The organism is Streptomyces sp. CB00316, assembly GCF_001905595.1.
In the GTDB taxonomy this organism is placed as follows: domain Bacteria; phylum Actinomycetota; class Actinomycetes; order Streptomycetales; family Streptomycetaceae; genus Streptomyces.
Genome location: NZ_LIXI01000004.1, coordinates 356,374 through 376,546, shown reverse-complemented (window position 1 = coordinate 376,546; position 20,173 = coordinate 356,374). Strand labels below are relative to the sequence as shown.

Sequence of the window (20,173 nt, the reverse complement as noted above, 5' to 3'; positions counted from 1 at the left end):
GACTGACCTCTTGGTTTGCGGTCACCGGTCGACGCCTCCCATCACGGGGTCGATGGACGCGACGGCGACGATCACGTCGGCGACCTGGCCGCCCTCGCACATCGCCGCCATGGCTTGCAGATTGGTGAAGGACGGGTCGCGGAAGTGGACCCGGTAGGGGCGGGTGCCGCCGTCGGAGACGACGTGCACGCCGAGTTCTCCCTTGGGGGACTCGACGGCGGTGTACGTCTGCCCGGCGGGGACCCGGAAGCCCTCGGTCACCAGCTTGAAGTGGTGGATCAGGGCTTCCATGGAGGTGCCCATGATGTTCCTGATGTGGTCGAGCGAGTTGCCGAGTCCGTCCGCGCCGAGGGCGAGCTGGGCGGGCCAGGCGATCTTCTTGTCCGCGACCATGACCGGGCCCGGCTCCAGACGCTCCAGGCACTGCTCGATGATCCGGAGCGACTCGCGCATCTCGTCCATGCGGATCAGGAAGCGTCCGTAGGAGTCGCAGGTGTCGGTGGTCGGCACCTCGAAGTCGTAGGTCTCGTAGCCGCAGTAGGGGTCGCTCTTGCGCAGGTCGTGCGGGAGCCCGGCGGAGCGCAGGACCGGACCGGTGGCGCCGAGCGCCATGCAGCCGGTGAGGTCGAGGTAGCCGACGTCCTTCATACGGGCCTTGAAGATGGGGTTGCCGGTGGCGAGCTTGTCGTACTCCGGCAGGTTCTTCTTCATCGTCTTGATGAACTCGCGCAGCGCGTCGACCGCGCCCGGGGGCAGGTCCTGGGCGAGGCCGCCGGGGCGGACGAACGCGTGGTTCATCCGGAGGCCGGTGATCAGCTCGAAGAGGTCGAGGACCAGTTCACGGTCGCGGAAGCCGTAGATCATGATCGTGGTCGCGCCCAGCTCCATACCGCCGGTGGCGATGCAGACCAGGTGCGAGGAGATCCGGTTGAGCTCCATGAGGAGCACGCGCAGGACCGTGGCCCGGTCGGGGATCTGGTCCTCGATGCCGAGGAGCTTCTCGACGCCCAGGCAGTACGCCGTCTCGTTGAAGAACGGCGTGAGGTAGTCCATGCGCGTGACGAAGGTGGTGCCCTGGGTCCAGTTGCGGAATTCGAGGTTCTTCTCGATCCCGGTGTGGAGGTAGCCGATGCCGCAGCGGGCCTCGGTGACGGTCTCACCGTCGATCTCCAGGATCAGCCGCAGCACGCCGTGCGTGGACGGGTGCTGGGGACCCATGTTGACGATGATGCGTTCGTCGTCGGACTTGGCGGCGGATTCGACGACCTCGTCCCAGTCGCCGCCGGTGACTGTATATACAGTCCCCTCGGTCGTGGCACGGGGCGTTGCGTGGGGAGTGGTCATCAGGAGTACGACCTCCGCTGGTCCGGAGCCGGGATCTGGGCGCCCTTGTACTCGACGGCGATGCCGCCGAGCGGGTAGTCCTTGCGCTGCGGGAAGCCCTGCCAGTCGTCCGGCATCATGATCCGGGTCAGGGCCGGGTGCCCGTCGAAGACGAGCCCGAAGAAGTCGTACGCCTCGCGCTCGTGCCAGTCATTGGTCGGATAGACCTCGACGAGGGACGGGATGTGCGGGTCGCTGTCCGGGGCGGAGACCTCCAGCCGGATGATCCGGCCGTGGGTGAGGGACCGCAGGTGGTAGACGGCGTGCAGCTCACGTCCCTTGTCCGCGAGGAAGTGGACGCCGCTGACGCCCGTACAGAGTTCGAAGCGCAGGGCGGGGTCGTCGCGCAGGGTGCGGGCGACCTGGACCAGGTGCTCGCGGGCGATGTGGAAGGTGAGCTCGTCGCGGTCGACGACCGTGCGCTCGATGGCGTTCTCGGGGAGCAGGTCCTGCTCCTCCAGGGCCCCTTCGAGCTCGTCGGCCACCTCGTCGAACCACCCCCCGTACGGCCGGGAGGAGGCCCCCGGCAGGGTGATGGTGCGGATGAGGCCGCCGTAACCGGAGGTGTCGCCGCCGTTGTTGGCGCCGAACATCCCCTTGCGTACGCGGATGACCTCGCCGCCGGTGTCGCGCGGGGCGGGTACGGAGTTGCCGTTCCGCCCCTCGCCGTGGGTGTTGTCGCTCACCGCAGGAGCCCCTTCATCTCGATCAGGGGCAGCGCCTTGAGGGCCGCTTCCTCCGCCTCGCGGGCGGCTTCCTCCGCGTTGACCCCGAGCTTGCCGTCCTGGATCTTCTGGTGGAGCTTCAGGATGGCGTCCAGCAGCATCTCGGGACGCGGCGGGCATCCCGGCAAATAGATATCGACCGGAACAATGTGATCAACACCCTGCACAATGGCGTAATTGTTGAACATTCCGCCCGATGATGCGCAAACGCCCATGGAGATGACCCACTTGGGGTTCGGCATCTGGTCGTAGACCTGGCGCAGGACAGGCGCCATCTTCTGGCTCACCCGGCCCGCGACGATCATCAGGTCCGCCTGACGCGGCGATCCGCGGAAGACCTCCATCCCGAACCGGGCCAGGTCGTAGCGGCCCGCACCGGTCGTCATCATCTCGATGGCGCAGCAGGCGAGGCCGAACGTGGCCGGGAAGACGGAGGACTTCCGCACCCAGCCGGCGGCCTGTTCGACCGTGGTCAGCACAAAGCCGCTAGGCAGCTTCTCTTCGAGTCCCATGTGTGCCCCTCAGCCCCTCAGTCCCATTCCAGGCCGCCGCGACGCCAGACATACGCATAGGCGACGAAGACGGTGAGCACGAAGAGCAGCATCTCCACGAGCCCGAAGATCCCCAGGGCGTCGAAGGAGACCGCCCAGGGATAGAGGAAGACGATCTCGATGTCGAAGACGATGAAAAGCATCGCCGTCAGGTAGTACTTGATGGGAAAACGGCCGCCTCCGGCCGGTGTCGGCGTGGGTTCGATACCGCACTCGTACGCTTCGAGCTTTGCCCGGTTGTACCGCTTGGGGCCGATAAGCGTGGCCATGACCACGGAAAAGATCGCAAACCCTGCCCCCAGGGCGCCGAGCACGAGGATGGGCGCGTAGGCATTCACGCTCCTCGCTCCTTCCAGTCGTCCTTGACCGTTGGACCGCATCGGGCGACCGGCTCGCCACCTCACCAAGATCGTGCACATGTGAGGCAGTTCACAAGCCCGACTGCCCCGCATCCTATGCCCGTCACCCTGTGATCTGCGACACGGGGTGCGCCACCGTCTTTGTGATCTCCACCACCTGACGAAGGATCATGAAGTCGCATGAGCGGTGATCTTCGTACGTGAAGCGGTGAGGTGATCACGAGACGTGACATCCGCTGGCGTTACCGCTGGTCAAAGACGCGTGGCGCTATCAATGGACAGCCACTACAAGCAAATTGGCGATGGACCGCCACGGGGTGATAAGGGCACACCGCCCGTCACCCGGGCGAGGGGCGGCATGGACCGGAGAGGGCACGTGCACGCGTTCACGAAGCTCCGGAATCGCGCGCGAGCGACCGCCCCGCCGCCGAAGCGGCGCGGACCTCGGTCGCGGGCGCGAGGGTTGCCTGTCACCGGAACCCCGCACCGTGACCTGCGCCACTCGGTCCACCGCGCGGGAAAACCGGGCTTGGCCATCGGTGTGAACGGATGGTAAGCGGCGGGCAATTCGGACGTATTACCGAAAGGCAGTGATCACGACCCTGATCGCGCATGCCCGTTTTGCCCGTTACGGCGTCAATAAAGGCGTACGGCAAGCGGATTCACAGATTCCGAACGTAACTGTGTCGCAACACACCTTTCTTGATGGGACCCCTACGGCCCTGATAGCGCTAGTACCCATGTCCCTCACCGCTCACATACCCAGCCACCGGAAGCCCCGCCAGCGCGCCTCGAAGTCGGCGCTGCGAGCCGGAGTTGCCGGTGGCGTCCTCAGCACCATCGCGGTCGCGGGTGCCGCCGGTCCGGCCCAGGCCGAACCGGTGACCCAGACGATCGAGATGCCCACCATCACGGCCGGGCTCTCCACCGCCGTCGCCGCCTCCGCACAGGCCACGCAGCAGGTCGCCCTCGACCTGGAGACGCAGGCCCACGAGGACGCCGCGGCCGAGAGCGCCGCGAAGAAGGCCAAGAAGGCCAAGGCCGAGGCCGTCCGCAAGGCCGAGGCCCAGAAGAAGGCCGAAGCCGCCGCCAAGGCCCGTGCAGAGGCGGAGGCCAAGGAGCGTGCAGAGCGCGCCTCCCGTACCGCCGAGCGCACGACGCTCAGCGCCCCCTCCAGCTCCTCCTCGGGCAACTCGGCCTCCACGTCCGCCCCCTCATCCGCCTCGTCCGCCCCGTCCTCCTCGTCGAACGCCACGGGCTCCGCCGCAGCCATCGTCGCGTTCGCCAAGGCCCAGGTCGGCGACGCGTACGTGGCCGGCGGCACCGGCCCCAACGCGTGGGACTGCTCCGGGCTGGTCCAGGCCGCGTACCGCACGGTGGGCATCGACCTCCCGCGCGTCTCGCAGTCCCAGTCGACCGCCGGCACCCAGGTCTCCCTGGACAACCTCCAGCCCGGCGACATCCTGTACTGGGGCGGCGCGGGCAGCGCGTACCACGTCGCGATCTACGTGGGCGGCGGCCAGTTCGTCGGCGCGCAGAACTCCAGCACCGGTACGGTGCAGCGCTCCATGGACTACGACCGGCCGTCCGGCGCGGTCCGCGTTCTCTGATTCACAAGCGGTACGGGCCCACCCGTACACGCACGGCTGAGGGCCGCCACTCCCCCGCTCGAGAGTGGCGGCCCTCTGGCGATGCGGGCTCACACCGCCGCGGTGGTCAATACTGCGGTGATCAGCTCTGCGGCAGCCGGTCCAGCAGCCAGGCGCTCAGCTCCTCGGTGATGGCCGTGTGCGCGGTGGTCCCGGACGAACAGAAGAACTCGTCCACCTCGCTGTCCTCCGGGGAGAGGCCGTCGACGTTCGCGTACAGGTCCTCGGGTCGGTCGAGGTCGCGGATCGCGACCGCGCTCACCGTCGGGACGAAGCAGGCCTCCGGGTGGCGCAGGTCCACTGTCGCGCCGAACTTCTCCAACATGTCCCCGAGGATCTTGTACGAGCCGAGCGTGCCGCCCGGGGCGCCGTCGAGCGCCGGGAGCCCGCTCGTCGTGATCGTCTTCTCGGCCTTCGGGAAGAGTCGCTTGAGCTCCGCGACGACGACCTCGTGCCCCTCCGCCTGGGTGAAGAGCGTCGTGCCCGGGTAGACCCGGTCCCCGGTGGACGCCAGCGCGGCCTGGCCGGGCGGCACCTCCGGCCCCTGGCCGTCGCCCCGGCCGTTGGCCACGGCGATCCTGCGGGGCCGCTGGGGCCAGCCGCCGACCGCGCGCAGCGCCTCTAGGAACTTCTCGCGCTCCGGGTCCACCCCGACGCTGCCGTCCTGGCTGTTGTAGTGCCGCCACAGCATCTGCCGTGCGGCGGAGCTGTTCATCTGCTTCGCGAAGTTGTTGGCGACGGGGATGAAGTGCGCGAACGCCTGGAGCCCGATGGGGATCACGGCGCCCCGGTGCGGGCTGTCGTAGGAGAAGTAGAGCGCGGTCCGGTGGTCGATCCGGTCGTGCTCCATCTTCGCCAGCGCGTAGCGGGTCACGATCCCGCCCATGCTGAAGCCGCCGACCGTCAGGGGCGCGTCGCCCTCCTGGGAGGCGATGGTGCGCTGGATCGCGGCGATCGCGACCCTCGCGTTGTCCAGGATCGAGGCTCCGCGGTCGTCGTAGCCGAGCAGGATCACATCGTGGCCCCGCTGCTTCAGGGACCCGAGGAGCGGGAAGTTCCCCTCCAGCCCCAGGTAGAGCGCGTCGAGATCGCTCCGGCCGTGGTTGAACCCGTCCGCCATGATCACCGGCCGCACGAGGCCATGGTGGCCGTCCGCGTAGTAGACCCGGGCGAAGCCGCCAGGCAGCTCCCACTCCTCGTCGGCGGCCGGGGCCGTGGCCTCGCCCGCCGTGGTGGCCTGCGGTGAACACGCCAGCGTGAACGCACCGATGGCCTGCTCCGCGCTCTCGTCCTGCTGTCCGGACACTGTGCCGCTCCTCCGTCCGCGCGCATGCCGCAGCGGCCCGTCGTACACGGGCTCGGAGACTGCGGTGGGATTGCGAGGACCCGCACATCATGGCCGCGCTTCCGAGGGCCATATGCGCCTGCGCCACGCCGTGTCACCTCCTCGGGTAGAAATCCGTGACGGCATGTTTGACCTGCGGGAAGGCGAAGTTTTGCCGATCTCTTGCGGTACGTGTCCGGCTCGCCGCGTGTCGTGGAAACGCGGGCAGGGGTGGGTGGGCCGCCGACGGGGGATGGATGACGTCACCAGCTCCCGCACTCCACTGCGTACGTACTAGAGGGCGATCTCGGATCTCGACACGACAGAGGTGAGCCAACCGGCATGACCGAGGCGATCAACTGGCAGAAGTCGTCTTTCTCGGGGCCGGACGACAATCAGAGCTGCATCGAACCGGCCCTCGTCGACGGTCTGACAAAGCTGCGCGAGAGCGACGACCCCCGTGTGGTCGTCACCATCAGAGGGACTTCGACGAGTCGGACCCGTGGCCCGGGTCCGCTCGGTACACGGTATGGCGCACTATTCGGGCGACTACGCCTCGGCGACGACGGGCGGCCAGGTCGTCTACGAGAGCCGGCTGGAGTTGGCCCGTCTACTGCTCGCTGACTTCGACCCGTCGGTGTGCGGCATCTACGCCCATCCCTTGCGCGTGGTGGCGCGGATCGACGGCAAGGTCCGCAGCCACGTTCCGGATTTCCTTCTGGTAATGGGGTCCGGGTAGGTGCGCGTCGTCAACGTCAAGCCGGCCTCGCGCCTCAAGGCCCCGAAGGTCGCGCAGGCGCTGGCCTGGCCGGGGCATCTCATCGAGCGCCATGGCTGGGAGTACGAGATCTGGTCGGGCGTTGAGCTGGCCCCCTTGGAGAACGTCCGGTTCCTGGCCGCCTATCGCCACCCCGGTGTCGTGCCCGTCGACGAAGTCGAGCGCGCTTGGCAGGAGGTCGTCGACGGCGAGGAGTTGGCGCTCGCTGAGCGACGCCTGGCCGGAGACCGCGAGCGCGAAGAAGCCCGTCCGGCGCTGACGGCCCTGCTGTGGTCGGGGCGGCTGACCACCGACCTCACGGCCCAACCGCTGTCAGGCGAATGCGTAGGGCACGTCACCGCGCGGTTGGTGCGCTGGAGGTCGGGCTCACTGTGGTGAGTTGAAGATGTCGGTCTTCCACTTGAGCGTGTCCGAGGTGCTGGTGTTGTCCCAGTACGCGAAGAGGGACTGCGAGCTGGGGCTGGTCGAGCGGATCGGTCCGGCGTCGAGTGCGTAGCCGGTGGCGACGTTGACGATGTGCTGCCTGTCGGCGTCCCACCTCCACTTCAGGTTGTTCGACGGGCTGGTGGCGTCCTTGTAGGCGTAGACCTGTACGACGGCCCTGCTGGTGTCGCCGCCGCTGTCGAGGACGTAGCCGGTCGCGATGTTGATGATGTGCTGGGTGGCCGGGTCGTACCTCCACCTCAGGTTGTCCGAGGGATTGGCGGCGTCCTTGTAGATGTAGACGGGCACCCGATCGCTGCCGGTCTTCCCGGCGCTGTCGATGACGTAACCGCTGATCACGTTCGTGATCTGGTTGGTCGGCAGCGGTGCCCGGCCGGGGCGCACACTGGCCTGCGCGGTTCCGGTCATCGCCGCGACCAGGCTCACGGAGATGGCGAGGGAAAAGATCTTCGTCATGGCTACCCCAACGACATAGCGCTCTCGCAGACACGCCTTCCTTGGTGTCCTTTCGGCCCGAGAGGGCACCGGGCCGCTGAGCCAGGCTCTGATTCTGGCCAACTTCAGTGAAGTATCCAGCTGTTGTGAACATGCTGTGTACTTTCGGGCTGTCCGGGGAGCGCCGTTTCGCCGATGGGTCAGGCGCTCCAAGTCCTGGCGGCCATGTCGGCATCTCCCTCATTTCCTCGCAGACGGGAATTGCGATGACCAACCAGAACACCGGAACACCTGTCTCCACACCAGCGACGGCCCCGGTGAGCACGGCGGCGCCGGTGAGTACGTCGCCGAAGTTCGAGGTGGACAAGGCGATGCTCGACGGTCCGACGCCGAAGGACCTGCTTCCGGCCACCGGCAACTACCCGATGGAGATCGTCCGCTACCGCTCGGTGGTGCTCACCGACATCCCCGGAGCGAAACCGGCGCGTAAGCTGACCGGCGCCATCGACCTCGGCGAGGAGAACCTGCCGTTCTACGACCGGCCGGCCGAGGGCATGATCGTCACCACGGAGCAGAGCTGGTCGGCCCAGGGCGTCACGCTCGGCCGGCTGCTGCACAGCCTCGCGCTCGCGCCCGGCGAGAGCACCAAGGTCGCGGTCGTGGACTGGCAGCGCACCACCAAGGCCACCGGCACCGAAACGGCTTCCGAGGCCGAAGCGCTGTCCGGCACCACCGACCAGAACCGGTCGATCAGCGAGGTCGCGAACGCCATCGCCCGCGAGGAGCAGTTCGGCACGTCCCAGGCGACCCAGGTGAGCAAGTCGTCCAGCTCCGGCGGCAGCGCCGGCGTCGCGTTCTTCGGTATGGGGGCCGGCGGTAACTGGGGTGAGTCGTCGAACTCGGGCTTCACGACCGCGGTGTCGCGTTCCACCGGCGTGAAGTCGGTCGCGCAGGAGGCCACGCAGCGGATCAGCGCGAGGACCCAGCAGCTGGCGACCGCGGCCCGCAGCCGGAATATGACGGTCGTGCGTGAGACGACGCAGGCGGAGAAGGACCAAGTCCTCACCCGGGTCGTCACCAACTACAACCACATGCACGCGATGTCGGTGCAGTACTACGAGGTCGTCCAGGTCTACAACGTGACGACCAAGCCGACCAGGCTGGAGCGCTGCCTGTTCATCCCGCTGCAGGAGCTCACCTTCAACTACACCAGCCTGCAGAGGTACAAGGAGGTGCTCGCCTCGGTGGCGCCGGCCGACTGGGCGGCGAAGATCCGGGCCGCGAACCCGTTCGACACCACCGTACGCAAGCTTGATGCGTGCACGGCCCCCGAGGCGCCGTCGACCGCCCAGATCTTCGACGGGGTGGATCTGGCCGACATCGCCGCTTCGGCCATGGGCGTGTACGGGGTGCGCAAGTACGACGGCAGCCCGGTCAAGTTCGATCCGGTGGGCCGGCAGTGGAACCCGCTGCCCACCACCGGACTCGACGGAGACCTGACCCGCATCGCACCCGGCAAGGACACCGTGTGGGGGCTCAGGTCCGACAACATGCTCATGCAGTTCGACGGGACCACCTGGCGAAGTCACCCGCACAGCTGGCGGGCCCTGGCCCTCGCATGCGGCCCCGACGGCACGCTCTACCTCGTCGGCGGGGACAACACACTCGGGCAGCGCGCCCTGAACGGCACGATTCAGGGCCTGAACGTCAAGGCCGACGACGTCGCCGCCGTCGGCAGGGACAAGGTGTGGTACTGCCGGGAGGGGCGGACCTGGGAGCGCAGCGGCACCGACTGGACGGAGCGGACCCCTGCGCCGAACGTGAAGCGCCTGTCCGCCGGCCCCGACGGCGTTCTCTGGGGCATCACGGCCGACGGCAAGGCCCTCGTGGTGGAGGCCGGTGCGACGACCTGGACCGCCCCCAAGTACTTTTCCGGGATTCCCGGGATAGCGGATGTCGTCTCCTCCGTCGGCGGCGACTACTGGGCACTGGTGAACACCGGGCTCGTCCTCCGGCTGCTCACCGCAGCACGGGAGACGCCGATCCCCTTCGACGTCCCGCCGAAATCCGACTCCCCCTACCCGTCCAAGATCGACGTCTGGCACGACGAGTTCGGGATCCGTAGCATCCAGGTGGTCTTCCCCGGCCATACCTTCCGCTGCGGCGACACCGGCGGCTCCGGCGTGCTGCAGCGCGCGTCCCACATCTTCGCAGGCGCCGACAAGCTGCTCTCCCTCGACGCCTGGTCCGGTACGGCCGCCCGCGGCAGCCTCGCCGGGCTGCGCCTGACGATGACCTCGGGCGTGGCCAACTTCGGGATCGCCGCGACCACCACCGCGGCGCCGGACCTGACCGAAGACGCCGGCGGCGCGGCCATCTGCGGGCTGTTCGGTTCGACGGTGAAGTCCGGCACCCGCACCTACGTCGCGTCGCTCGGTTTCTACGTGCGCGGCGGGAACGTCTCGCAGGCGGTCCTGGACCATCTGAACGACAACCGCCGCCACTACAGCCAGGCCGTGTGGGCCAACGCCGACGAGCTGACCCTCAGCCGCATCCTCGCCAACTACTCCTACACCCCGGCGGGCTCGAACGCCGCCCCGGTCATCCTCGGCACGCTGCTGGACCCGAAGCCGATCGCCGCCACCGGCAACTACCTCGGCTTCCGGTGGAACTTCGGCAGCGAGCAGGAACGAGAGGCATGGACCAAGGACCGCCAGCCGGGAGACGCCACGTTCGGGGCACCGGTGACCAACACGATCGCCATCGCCACCAAGGGCGTCTTCGCCGAGGCCGTCCTCGGCCGGGCCAACTCGGCGGAGAAGATCGACCTCACCCGTTTCTGGAACTGGAAGGACTCGCCCCTCCAGATCACTCCGGCCGACATCGCGCCCGTCTCCACGGCATCGCGGGCACAGAACCTCGACGCCACGGCAGCCGGCATGGGCGCTTCCCAGGCGAAGTTCACGCCACTTGCGGCGATGCCCGACCCGGTCGCCCTGCAAGCGGCGCAGGCCATCGCCACCGCGAACCTGTTCCGCGACATGAGCGGCCTCAACACCATGAGCCAGGTGCTCACCAAGGGCATCGAAGCCGCCGCCGGCAACGACAAGGCCGCCGGCGAACGCGCCCAGGAAGCCCTGAAGACCGCCACCGAACACCTGCAGAAGATGGCCCAGATCGCAGTCGACGCCGCCGGCAAGGCGGCACCACTCGCAACCGGCGGCGGTGCCAACCTCAGCGCCCTCGGCGGCATGCTGAACCAAGGCGGCAAGGCCGACTCGGACACCAAGTCCTAGTAGTGCTTGGTCATGTTGGTGCGGGGTTTGGCATGTCGCGGTGACAGGTGGGGCAGGCGCCGGTCCAGGTCGCGAGGAGTATCTGCAGCTCGCGGACGACTTGGTAGAGGCTCAGACCGACGCCGTCTCTTTTGGGGATCGGTTCAGTCGCTGCAGGGTGCAGAAGGCGTGGGCGACCGAGACGAGGGTGACGTGGTGGTGCCAGCCTGGCCAGGTCCGGCCTTCGAAGTGGGCCAGGCCGAGGGCCTGTTTCATTTCGCGGTAGTCGTTCTCGATGCGCCATCGGAGTTTCGCGGTGCGCACGAGGACAGGCAACGGGGTGGTCTCGGGCAGGTTGGAGAGCCAGAACTGCACGGGTTCGTCCTGGTCGGCGGGCCACTCCGCCAGTAGCCAGCGGACCGGAAGCTCGGCGGTGGCCGTGGCCTTGCGGATCTCGCGTCCGGCGGGCCGGATCCGCAGGGCCACGAAGCGGGAGTACATGCGTTTCACTCCGCTGCGGCCACTGCCCGGCCGTGATCCCTCCCTCCACTGCACCGGCCGCGCGAAGGATTTGCCGGCCGCGATGACCAGGTCTTTCACGGTCTGCGCCGGCTCGGGGTAGGCGGGAACGGGCCGCGGGCCCCGGCCGGAGTAGGCAGGGGTGTGTAGCTGTGCGTCTTCGGGCTGCGCGGTGGTCGTGCTCGAGATGCCCACCACGTAGTCGAGGCTGCGTTCTTCCAGGCCGAGCCGGAAGACGGCGGTGTCCCCGTAGCCGCCGTCGGCGATGACCTGGGGCACTTCGATGCCCCAGGACCGCGTCTCGTCGATCATGTCGAGGGCCAGCTGCCACTTCTCAACATGCCCCACCTCGGCAGGAACGGCGCACTTGTCACGGCGGGCCACCTTGGCCCGATCGGCCTTCGGCGAGGCGGGATCCCAGCTTGGACCCGACGGAGTCGCGGAGCTTCATTCATCACCTCGCACGGGATACGTGAGAATTCCCGGCATGAACGAAGCACTTGAGTGGCAGAAATCTTCCTTCTCCGCTACGCAGGAGCAGTGCGTGGAGATCACCGAGCATTCCGGTCAGATCCTGATGCGCGAAAGCGACGATCCCGGCACCGTGGCCGTCACCTCCCGCGAGAAGTTCGCCGCGTTCATCAAGGGGGTCAAGGCGGGCGAGTTCGACCACTTCGCCCAGTAGGGCGTTCCGAACTCCGCGCCACGAAGGCCCTCCACCCCACGGTGGAGGGCCTTCGCTTCGCACGTATAGTCCAGCATATTGTGCCGGAACATTGTTACACCATGGCGAAGCGTGACGTTACGGTCACCTCTGTTGGACCGGGCCGCCCTGTCGAGGTGCCCGGTGTCCCGGAAGCTGCGATCGGACGGTCGACCATGCGCACTTCTTCCCGTACCACCCCCGTAGAAGCCCAGCGGCAGCGCGGATTCCGGTTCGAAGTCCTGCGGTACGGGCCGGCCACCGCCTTCGTGCCCGAACCGGTCGACCTCCGCCTCCTCGCCAACCCCCGCGACGCCATCCGCGTCCTCCGCGTCCAGCTCCACGCGAGCCACGTCCTCGGGCTGGCCGCAGGAGGCGGGCCGGGCCCTCTACTGGGCCGAGCAGGGTGGCTGGGTGCAGGCCTCGGGGCGTTGCACCGGGGTGAGGAGTGCGGGTTCACCGTGATGCTCCGCAAGGGGCGGCATATCGAGTGGAGCGTGCGCCCTCTCACGTACCTGGCCCTCAGCACCCCGTCTCCGCACACTCCCGCGCACGCTCCCGCTCCCGTGCACGCCCCAGCCTCCGCGCTCCCTCGGTGACCAGCGCCAGGCCCATCAGCAGGGCGCTCACCCAGACCGGCGCCCGGTAGCCGAGGCCCGCGTCCAGGGCCAGGCCGCCCGCCCACGGGCCCACCGTCGCCCCCAGGTTGAACGCGCTCGTGGTGAAGGCCCCCGCGAGCGTCGGGGCGCCGGGGGCGAGACCGAGGACCCGGGTGATCAGGGCCGTGCCCGTACCGAAGGCGAGCATCCCCATGAGCGGGGTCAGGGCGAGGGCGGCGAGCGGGCTGCCCGCCGTCAGGGCCAGCATGGTCCAGCCGAGGGCCAGGGCGGCCATGCCGTACGCGATGAAGGCCGTGGGCCGCCGGTCGGCGTACCGCCCCGCCACGGTGACGCCGAGGAACGCCCCCGCCCCGAAGAGCGCGAGCGCGGCGGGCACCCAGGTGGCGCCGAGGCCCGTCGCGCGGGTGAGGAGCGGTTCCAGGTAGGAGAAGGTGCAGAAGGTGGCTCCCTGGACCAGGGCCATCGTGAGCAGGGTGGGGCGGAGGCGGGGGCCGGTGAGGAGGCGGAGTTCGTCCGGTACGGATACGGGGACGGGTCGTACGGACACGGGGCCGGGGGCGGCAGCAGACTCCCGGCCTGCCGGAGCACGGCCGCCCGGGATGGACCGTACGATCGCGACGAACGCGGGCAGGGAGACCACCGCGACCGCCCAGAACGCCGCTCGCCACCCCCACCGCTCCCCCAGCAGCGCTCCGGCCGGTACGCCGACGACGCAGGCGACCGTCACCCCGCCGACCACCACGGCGGTGGCCCGCCCCGTCAGCCGGTCGGGGACCATCGAGACCACCGCCGCCAACGCCACCGCCCAGAAGCCCGCGTTGGCGAGGGCCCCGACGAAGCGGGCGGCGAGGAGGACGCCGTAACTCGGGGTCAGCGCACCCACGATGTGGACGGCGACGAACACCGCGAGGAAGAGCAGCAGCGCGCGGCGCCGGGGCCGGGTGCGGCTGAAGAGGGCCATCAGGGGCGCGCCGAGGACCATCCCCACGGCGAAGGCGGAGGTGAGGAGGCCGGCGGCGGAGAGGGAGACGTTCAGGTCGGCGGCGATGGACGAGACGAGCCCGGACAGCATGAACTCGGAGGTGCCCTGGGCGAAGACCGCGAGCCCGAGGGCGTAGACAGCGAATGGCATGGGTGCAGACCCCTTGGACGGAACCGTCGGTGGACAGACGAACCGAAGTGCGGGGATGCGGGCCGCGCGGGGCCGCCGGATGACAGGAACCGGCGGGCGGTGCGGAGACGTGCCCGGGCCTCCGAGGCCCGTGACACGGAACCGGCGTACGGCGGTACCTGCGGCGGTACTTCAGCGCGTACGCGGGGTGGGAACGGCCCGTACCCGCGGTGATCCGGCGGCGACGGTGCCGTGGCGAGGGAGGCCGGTGACCCGTGGGGTCAACCGGCGACGCTCAGCGGCGGTTCGCCCACCGGCGCACCGGTGGGCGGAGTCTGTCGGACTCGGGGCTGCTCATGGGACGAGGCTACCGGACGTTCAACGGCGGCGCTGGCGGCGGTTGGTCCGCTCCGGCTCCCGCGCGGAGGTGGTGGGCGCGGGCAGCGCGTCGTACGAGGCGTCCAGTTCCTCGTCGTCCTCGTCCGGGGAGCTCAGGCCCGGGGCGAAGCGGGGCTCCAGGAAGAGGCCGTGGTGCTGGAGCGGCGCGGTGTCCTCGGCGCCCACTTCCGGGCGGGAGGACTTCCGGGGCAGGGAGGCGGTCGTCATGGCTGTCTGTCCTTGGGTCGAGCAGCGCTGTATCGGCTTGCCCCGTACCCCGCCGGTCTGCGTTCGATGTGTGCGGTGGGGCGGAGACGAGTGTCGTACGCGCCGCGTGCCGCCGCTACGGGCGAGGGCGGGCACCAGCCGGTCCGGGACTGCCGATGACCGGGGGTGGCGCGCAAATCATCGCACACGATCACGTGGGGGGTCGGGGATTATGCCCTGACGGGGGCCGTGCCGGGCGCGGGGCTCGGGTCGCCGCCGCCCTGGGGCAGTACCTGGCCCGGGTCACGGCAGCCCGGGGCGGTGGCAGCCCCGGGGAACCCCGCGGTCCCGGTACCCAGGTCAGAGCACGACGCGGAAGTGCGTCGTCAGGCGCCGGTCATCGCCCAGGACGTGGAACGCGAGGCCCGGGGGCTGGTCACGGTCGGCCGGGCGGTCCCCCTTCCAGGGCATGCGCAGGGTCCAGGTGACGGCGGGTCCGACGATGAGGGGGTGGCTGGCGAAGATGGAGGCGGCGGCCGTGTGGGCGGGCCCTGGGACGACCAGGTGGTACGGCAAGGTGGCCGGCTGATGGGACTCGGCGACAACTTGACGATCCCGACCGACGGGAGATCCGGCGGAAAAATCATGAAGAGCGACTCCGGAGGCCACACGGGGTTCTTCGATGACGGCTCACTCAGCATGCGCAAGCAGGCAGCCGTCATCGTCGGCCAATACGACAAGGTAGAACTTGACTAGGCTAGTTTCAAAGATTGGTGTCATGCTCGTGATGAGCGTGTCGATCACGGGGTGCTCGAACGGAAATGAGGCCGCGGCGCAGGTACGGAACAGTGAGGCTGTGGGCGCGGACGTCGAAAAGACTTCCAGCCGCATTCTCGAAATGCTCGCCGCCAAAGGAAAGTTACGGAGGCGGGCGCCATGACATCGCCGTGCACGGACCATGGCTCCGACGAGAAGGTCTTCCGTGCTCGTCACTTATGGAGCGCCCATCAAACTCCCTTCAACGACATGCGGAAGGGTATGGAACGACTCCGCCGCGAGCTGCCCAAGGACGGCTGGGAGATCGTCAAGGACGGCCCGGACAGCAGTACCGCGAAGAGCCCGCAGCTCGTCGCAGAATCCGCAGGGCGTGAATTCGCGGTGGACGTGCGTCTGCACAGGACGAGCAAGGTCGGCAACGCCCCGGATCTTCCTGAGGTCACCGCCGAATCAGTGTGCTACCGAGCCGAGTAGCACAGTTTTCGGCGGATTTGATATTTAAGTGGTGCTTTTCCGGTCGGCCCATGTACCGAAACAGCGGTGTGTACCTGCGAGGCACACACCGCTGCACCCTTCGGAGCGCCCCTCAGGCCTTCGGGGCCACCTTCGACAGCCCGTTGATGATGCGGTCCATCGCGTCGCCGCCCGTCGGGTCGGTCAGGTTGGCCAGCATCTTGAGGGTGAACTTCATCAGCAGCGGGTGGGTCAGGCCGCGCTGGGTGGCGACCTTCATGACCTTCGGGTTGCCGATCAGCTTCACGAAGGCGCGGCCCATCGTGTAATAGCCGCCGTAGGTCTCCTTGAGCACCTTCGGGTAGTTGTTCAGGGCCAGTTCGCGCTGGGCGGGGGTGGCGCGGGCGTGGGCCTGGACGATGACGTCGGCCGCGATCTGGCCCGACTCCATGGCGTACGCGATGCCTTCGCCGTTGAACGGGTTGACCATGCCGCCCGCGTCGCCGACGAGCAGGAGGCCCTTGGTGTAGTGCGGCTGGCGGTTGAAGGCCATGGGGAGAGCGGCGCCCCGGATGGGCATCGTCATGTTCTCCGGGGTGTAGCCCCACTCCTCGGGCATCGAGGCGCACCAGGCCTTGAGCACCTCACGCCAGTCCAGCTCCTTGAAGGCGGAGGAGGAGTTGAGGATGCCGAGCCCCACGTTGGAGGTGCCGTCGCCCATGCCGAAGATCCAGCCGTACCCGGGCAGCAGCCGGTCCTGGGCGCCGCGCTTGTCCCAGAGCTCCAGCCAGGACTCCAGGTAGTCGTCGTCGTGGCGGGGCGAGGTGAAGTACGTACGGACGGCGACGCCCATCGGGCGGTCCTCGCGGCGGTGCAGGCCCATCGCGAGGGAGAGCCGGGTGGAGTTGCCGTCGGCGGCGACGACGAGGGGGGCGTGGAAGGTGAGCGGGGTCTTCTCCTCGCCGACCTTCGCCTCGACGCCGGTGATGCGGCCGGTGCGTTCGTCCCGGATCGGGGCGCCCACGTTGCAGCGCTCGTACAGCCGGGCGCCGGCCTTCTGCGCCTGCCGGGCGAGCTGCTCATCGAAGTCGTCGCGCTTACGGACCAGTCCGTAGTCCGGGTAGGAGGCGAGGTCCGGCCAGTCCAGCTGGAGCCGGACGCCGCCGCCGATGATGCGCAGGCCCTTGTTGCGGAGCCAGCCGGCCTCCTCGGAGATGTCGATCCCCATGGAGACGAGCTGCTTCGTGGCGCGCGGCGTGAGGCCGTCGCCGCAGACCTTCTCGCGGGGGAACGCCGTCTTTTCCAGCAGCAGGACGTCGAGTCCGGCCTTGGCGAGGTAGTACGCGGTCGTGGAGCCGGCTGGGCCCGCTCCGACGACGATCACGTCCGCGCTGTGCTCGGAGAGGGGCTCGATCACGGTCGGATCTCCCGAAGACTCGAATTCGCGTGCCGCGCGGCACATGTCCCGTGCAGTCTATGGGGGCCTGCAGAACAACCCTCCGAAGGGCTCCCTCATGTCGATAGCACCTGTTCCGCCCACTGCCCCGGCCCCCGCGGTACGTCTGCGCGTCCCGACCGACGAGGACGCCCTGATCTGGTACCGGGTCTTCGACGACCCCGAGGTGATGGAGTTCCACGGCGGCCGGAGCGCGGAGTTCTCCGTCTACGAGGAACTCACCGCGCGCCAGCGGCGCCACGACGCGGAGCTCGGCTTCTGCCTGTGGACCCTCACCGACGAGGACGACACGGTGCTCGGCTTCACCGGGGCGCAGCCGTGGCCCCATACGCACTTCGGTCCGGTCGGCGCCATCGAGATCGGCTGGCGGCTGGGCCGCACCGCCTGGGGGCGCGGGTACGCCACCGCCGCCGCCCGCACCACGCTGGAGCGGCTGCGGGCGGCGGCGGTGCCGGACGTCGTCGCGATGATCGACCCCCGTAACGCCAGATCCATCGCGGTGGCGGAGCGGCTCGGGATGCGGCACGCGGAGACCTTCACCACCCCGCGCCCCGGACAGGAGGGGTACTGCTACCGGCTGGAGCTCTAGCGTCCGAAAGAACTCAGGCGCGGGTGGCCCGGTGCAGGGCCACCACGCCGCCGGTGAGATTGCGCCACGCCACCTTCGACCAGCCCGCCCTCTGAAGGAGTGCGGCGAGGCCGGGCTGGTCGGGCCAGGCGCGGATGGACTCGGCGAGATAGACGTACGCGTCCGGGTTGGAGGAGACCGCCCGGGCGGCCGGCGGGATCGCGCGCATCAGGTACTCCGTGTAGACCGTGCGGAACGGGGTCCACGTCGGCTGCGAGAACTCGCAGATCACGACCCGGCCGCCCGGCTTCGTCACCCGGTACAGCTCGCGCAGCGCGGTCTCGGTGTCCTGGATGTTGCGCAGCCCGAAGGAGATCGTGACGGTGTCGAAGACCTCGTCCTTGAACGGCAGCTTCATGCCGTCGCCCGCCGTGAACGGCATCCACGGGTGGCGCTGCTTGCCGACCTTCAGCATGCCGAGCGAGAAGTCGCACGGCACCACATAGGCACCGGCCTGGGCGAAGGGCTGCGAGGACGTCGCGGTGCCCGCCGCCAGGTCGAGGATCTTCTGCGCGGGGCGGGCGTCGACCGCCGCCGCGACCGCCTTGCGCCACAGCCGGGCCTGGCCCAGCGAGATCACGTCGTTGGTCAGGTCGTAGTTGGCCGCCACACCGTCGAACATCGAGGCGACTTCGTGCGGCTGCTTGTCCAGGGAGGCTCGGGTCACCCGTCCATTCAAGCAGCCCGCCCGCAGGAATCGGTGGGGGCGGCCCGCGCAGGGCAGTCCACCGGGCTTGCGGACAAGCCGGGAGAGGACGTACGGGTACGTACGAAGGGTTCAGGAACCGGTCGCCCACACAGGCACCGCCGATGATTCAGCACATCGCGGCCGGCGGTTCTCCCAGCACAGGCGTTCCGCGAGGCACCGGATTCGTACTCCGCCGTGACGCTGGGCCTCTCCCTGCTGGGACCCTTGCTGCGGCAGACACCCGGCACCGAACCCGCCGCCCCGCCCCCGGCCCCTCCACCAACCGGCCCACGCCCGCCCCTTCCTCCGCCTCCCCCGACCCGACGGAGCCCGTAACCGGCATGCCGATACCCGCACCCTCGTCGCCGCCCACGGCCACGCCCTCCCCCACGCCCTCGTCCTCGTTCCCGCTCTGGTCGCCGCCCTCGCCCACCCCCTCGCCGCCGGCCGACGGCGACCCTCCTCCCCGGGCCTCCGACGTGCCCGCCTCCGGCCCCGGCACCTTTACCGTCGCCCGCGCGGGCGTCACGAAGTCCGGCCAGGGCGAGCCCTACCGGGTCGAGGTGGAGGACGGCAGCGGCGTCGACCCCGACCGGGCCGCCGAGGACATCGCGGCGATCCTGGCAGACCCACGCGGCTGGAGCCACGGCGGCGAGCGCTCGTTCCGCCAAGTCGCTGACAAGTCGGCCGAGTTGGTGGTGAAGATAGGCACCCCGGCGACCACGGACCGGCTCTGCGGCGCCTACGGGCTGAAGACCCGCGGCGAGGTCAACTGCCGGGGCGGCGAACAGGTCATGGTCCACCTGAAGCGCTGGCAGCTGGGTTCACCCCAGTTCGACGGGCCGGTCGCCGAGTACCGGGCCCTGATCATCAACCACGAGGTCGGCCACTGGCTGGGGCGCGGCCACGAGACCTGCCCGGGGAAGGGACGCCCCGCGCCCGCGATGATGCAGCAGATAGTCGGGCTGAAGGGGTGCGTCGCGAACGCCTGGCCCTACGACGCCAGGGGGCGCTACCTGGGCGGGCCGAAGGTGCCGTGGGCCCTTCAAGGACTCGGTTTCAGCGGGCGCGGTGGACGAGCCGCCCCGCGAGCACCGTCGCAACGCAGAGCCTCGCCCCGCCCGCGCGCAGCGCCGCCTCCTCGGCCACGTCGAAGACGGCGAAGTCCGCGCGGCCGCCGACGGTCAGCGGGCCGTGGGCGGTGGCGGCCAGGTCGCCGCCGGCCGCGAAGGGGTCCAGGTCCGGAGGTCCGGCGGGGCCCCCGGCACCCGGGACCTGGAGCAGCCCGGACCGGGAGACGGCCATGCGCAGCGCCGGCTCGTCCGCCCCGAACGGGCCCACCACATGCGTGGTCCCGTGCCGCAGCATCCGCTGGAGCCCGCGCCGCACGCTGCCTGCCCGCCGGGCCGTGTCCATGGTCGCCGCGAGCCGCTCGAACGCCTCCCCCCGGAGCGGACGTTCACCCAACTCGTCGGCCTCGCGCGGGTCCGGGTGGTAGCAGCGGGTGAGCAGCTCCCGGGCCCGGTCCTGGCGGAGTCCGGGGGTGAGGAGCCCGGGCCAGCGGCGGACCCGGGCCGCGGGGTGCGCGGCGACGACGTCCTCGTACGGCCCGATGGCGGCGATCCGGTCGCCGTCCACGGCCACCGCACCCGCCACGACAGCCGCCGCACCGACCGGGAGGACCAGCGGCGCGGCGTGAACCGTCAGCAC

General features: G+C 69.5%; 20 protein-coding genes and 3 pseudogenes. 10 read left to right on the top strand and 13 right to left on the bottom strand.

The genetic code is table 11. The features are described 5' to 3' along the window. Positions 1 to 21: 21 nt before the first annotated feature. Genes AMK21_RS13200 through AMK21_RS13185 form a run of 4 tightly spaced genes read right to left on the bottom strand, consistent with a single transcriptional unit; the run spans position 22 to position 2,997 of the window. A complete protein-coding gene (locus AMK21_RS13200; protein WP_018510689.1) occupies positions 22 to 1,344 on the bottom strand; it encodes an NADH-quinone oxidoreductase subunit D in 1,323 nt (440 codons plus the stop codon). Next, positions 1,344 to 2,069, bottom strand: coding sequence for an NADH-quinone oxidoreductase subunit C (locus AMK21_RS13195; RefSeq protein WP_073877421.1), 726 nt, complete (start codon positions 2,067 to 2,069; stop codon positions 1,344 to 1,346). The genes AMK21_RS13200 and AMK21_RS13195 overlap by 1 nt, the downstream gene beginning before the upstream one ends. Further along, on the bottom strand, positions 2,066 to 2,620 hold the full coding sequence (locus AMK21_RS13190; RefSeq protein WP_018490715.1) for a NuoB/complex I 20 kDa subunit family protein: 555 nt from the start codon (positions 2,618 to 2,620) through the stop codon (positions 2,066 to 2,068). Before AMK21_RS13190 ends, AMK21_RS13195 begins: the two co-directional genes overlap by 4 nt. A 17-nt stretch (positions 2,621 to 2,637) precedes the next feature. After that, positions 2,638 to 2,997 (bottom strand): NADH-quinone oxidoreductase subunit A, encoded by a 360-nt coding sequence (locus AMK21_RS13185; protein WP_003967084.1) that lies wholly within the window; start codon positions 2,995 to 2,997, stop codon positions 2,638 to 2,640. Between the two features lie 761 nt (positions 2,998 to 3,758). On the opposite strand from AMK21_RS13185, the gene AMK21_RS13180 reads away from it, so the two are divergent. Further along, complete coding sequence (locus AMK21_RS13180; RefSeq protein WP_073877419.1) at positions 3,759 to 4,628, top strand: C40 family peptidase; 870 nt, start codon at positions 3,759 to 3,761, stop codon at positions 4,626 to 4,628. 121 nt (positions 4,629 to 4,749) lie between these two features. Here AMK21_RS13180 and AMK21_RS13175 read toward each other — a convergent pair whose 3' ends face one another. Further along, positions 4,750 to 5,973 carry an esterase/lipase family protein gene (locus AMK21_RS13175; RefSeq protein ID WP_073877417.1) on the bottom strand — a complete coding sequence of 408 codons (1,224 nt, stop codon included), beginning with the start codon at positions 5,971 to 5,973 and terminating at the stop codon, positions 4,750 to 4,752. Between the two features lie 360 nt (positions 5,974 to 6,333). Between AMK21_RS13175 and AMK21_RS13170 the strand changes: the two genes are divergently transcribed. Genes AMK21_RS13170 through AMK21_RS36025 form a run of 3 tightly spaced genes read left to right on the top strand, consistent with a single transcriptional unit; the run spans position 6,334 to position 7,147 of the window. Continuing rightward, entirely contained in the window at positions 6,334 to 6,615 is a 282-nt protein-coding gene (locus tag AMK21_RS13170; protein WP_073877415.1) for a DUF397 domain-containing protein, read from the top strand. After that, positions 6,521 to 6,730, top strand: coding sequence for a hypothetical protein (locus tag AMK21_RS36030; protein WP_234421944.1), 210 nt, complete (start codon positions 6,521 to 6,523; stop codon positions 6,728 to 6,730). Before AMK21_RS13170 ends, AMK21_RS36030 begins: the two co-directional genes overlap by 95 nt. Continuing rightward, positions 6,731 to 7,147, top strand: a complete 417-nt coding sequence (locus tag AMK21_RS36025; protein WP_079181148.1) for a hypothetical protein — start codon at positions 6,731 to 6,733, stop codon at positions 7,145 to 7,147. On the opposite strand, the gene AMK21_RS13160 is transcribed toward AMK21_RS36025, so the two are convergent. Further along, a complete protein-coding gene (locus tag AMK21_RS13160; RefSeq protein ID WP_073877413.1) occupies positions 7,136 to 7,669 on the bottom strand; it encodes an RICIN domain-containing protein in 534 nt (177 codons plus the stop codon). The two genes, AMK21_RS36025 and AMK21_RS13160, sit on opposite strands and share 12 nt — an antisense overlap. Before the next feature lie 245 nt (positions 7,670 to 7,914). On the opposite strand from AMK21_RS13160, the gene AMK21_RS36020 reads away from it, so the two are divergent. After that, the gene (locus tag AMK21_RS36020; RefSeq protein ID WP_234421922.1) at positions 7,915 to 10,944 is read left to right on the top strand and encodes a hypothetical protein; all 3,030 of its coding nucleotides are present in this window, start codon (positions 7,915 to 7,917) and stop codon (positions 10,942 to 10,944) included. Positions 10,945 to 11,055: 111 nt separating this feature from the next. On the opposite strand, the pseudogene AMK21_RS13145 reads toward AMK21_RS36020, so the two are convergent. After that, positions 11,056 to 11,865, bottom strand: a pseudogene (locus AMK21_RS13145) (IS701 family transposase); the annotation flags it as partial. Positions 11,866 to 11,929: 64 nt separating this feature from the next. Here AMK21_RS13145 and AMK21_RS13140 point away from each other — a divergent pair. Next, positions 11,930 to 12,127, top strand: a complete 198-nt coding sequence (locus tag AMK21_RS13140) for a DUF397 domain-containing protein (protein ID WP_073877409.1) — start codon at positions 11,930 to 11,932, stop codon at positions 12,125 to 12,127. A gap of 540 nt (positions 12,128 to 12,667) precedes the next feature. Here the strand turns inward: AMK21_RS13140 and AMK21_RS13135 are convergent. From AMK21_RS13135 to AMK21_RS13125, 3 genes and pseudogenes are all read right to left on the bottom strand, one after another. Continuing rightward, entirely contained in the window at positions 12,668 to 13,897 is a 1,230-nt protein-coding gene (locus tag AMK21_RS13135; RefSeq protein ID WP_073877407.1) for a Cmx/CmrA family chloramphenicol efflux MFS transporter, read from the bottom strand. Between the two features lie 357 nt (positions 13,898 to 14,254). After that, positions 14,255 to 14,482: a hypothetical protein gene (locus AMK21_RS13130; protein WP_234421921.1), complete on the bottom strand. Its 228-nt coding sequence runs from the start codon at positions 14,480 to 14,482 to the stop codon at positions 14,255 to 14,257. A gap of 339 nt (positions 14,483 to 14,821) precedes the next feature. After that, positions 14,822 to 15,022 (bottom strand): annotated as a pseudogene (locus tag AMK21_RS13125) (phosphodiesterase); the annotation flags it as partial. A gap of 27 nt (positions 15,023 to 15,049) precedes the next feature. Here AMK21_RS13125 and AMK21_RS13120 point away from each other — a divergent pair. Continuing rightward, positions 15,050 to 15,217 carry a hypothetical protein gene (locus AMK21_RS13120; RefSeq protein ID WP_234421920.1) on the top strand — a complete coding sequence of 56 codons (168 nt, stop codon included), beginning with the start codon at positions 15,050 to 15,052 and terminating at the stop codon, positions 15,215 to 15,217. A 282-nt stretch (positions 15,218 to 15,499) separates the two neighbouring features. Further along, the gene (locus tag AMK21_RS36015; protein ID WP_234421919.1) at positions 15,500 to 15,712 is read left to right on the top strand and encodes a hypothetical protein; all 213 of its coding nucleotides are present in this window, start codon (positions 15,500 to 15,502) and stop codon (positions 15,710 to 15,712) included. Between the two features lie 112 nt (positions 15,713 to 15,824). On the opposite strand, the gene AMK21_RS13110 is transcribed toward AMK21_RS36015, so the two are convergent. Continuing rightward, positions 15,825 to 17,108, bottom strand: coding sequence for a geranylgeranyl reductase family protein (locus AMK21_RS13110; RefSeq protein ID WP_073877405.1), 1,284 nt, complete (start codon positions 17,106 to 17,108; stop codon positions 15,825 to 15,827). Positions 17,109 to 17,205: 97 nt separating this feature from the next. Here AMK21_RS13110 and AMK21_RS13105 point away from each other — a divergent pair, with 97 nt between their 5' ends. Then, on the top strand, positions 17,206 to 17,736 hold the full coding sequence (locus AMK21_RS13105) for a GNAT family N-acetyltransferase (protein ID WP_073877404.1): 531 nt from the start codon (positions 17,206 to 17,208) through the stop codon (positions 17,734 to 17,736). Positions 17,737 to 17,749: 13 nt separating this feature from the next. On the opposite strand, the gene AMK21_RS13100 is transcribed toward AMK21_RS13105, so the two are convergent. Further along, positions 17,750 to 18,442, bottom strand: coding sequence for a demethylmenaquinone methyltransferase (locus AMK21_RS13100; protein ID WP_073877401.1), 693 nt, complete (start codon positions 18,440 to 18,442; stop codon positions 17,750 to 17,752). Positions 18,443 to 18,471: 29 nt separating this feature from the next. On the opposite strand from AMK21_RS13100, the pseudogene AMK21_RS37090 reads away from it, so the two are divergent. Continuing rightward, positions 18,472 to 19,500 (top strand): annotated as a pseudogene (locus tag AMK21_RS37090) (DUF3152 domain-containing protein); the annotation flags it as partial. 22 nt (positions 19,501 to 19,522) lie between these two features. Here AMK21_RS37090 and AMK21_RS13090 read toward each other — a convergent pair. Next, a complete protein-coding gene (locus tag AMK21_RS13090; RefSeq protein WP_073877399.1) occupies positions 19,523 to 20,173 on the bottom strand; it encodes an imidazolonepropionase-like domain-containing protein in 651 nt (216 codons plus the stop codon).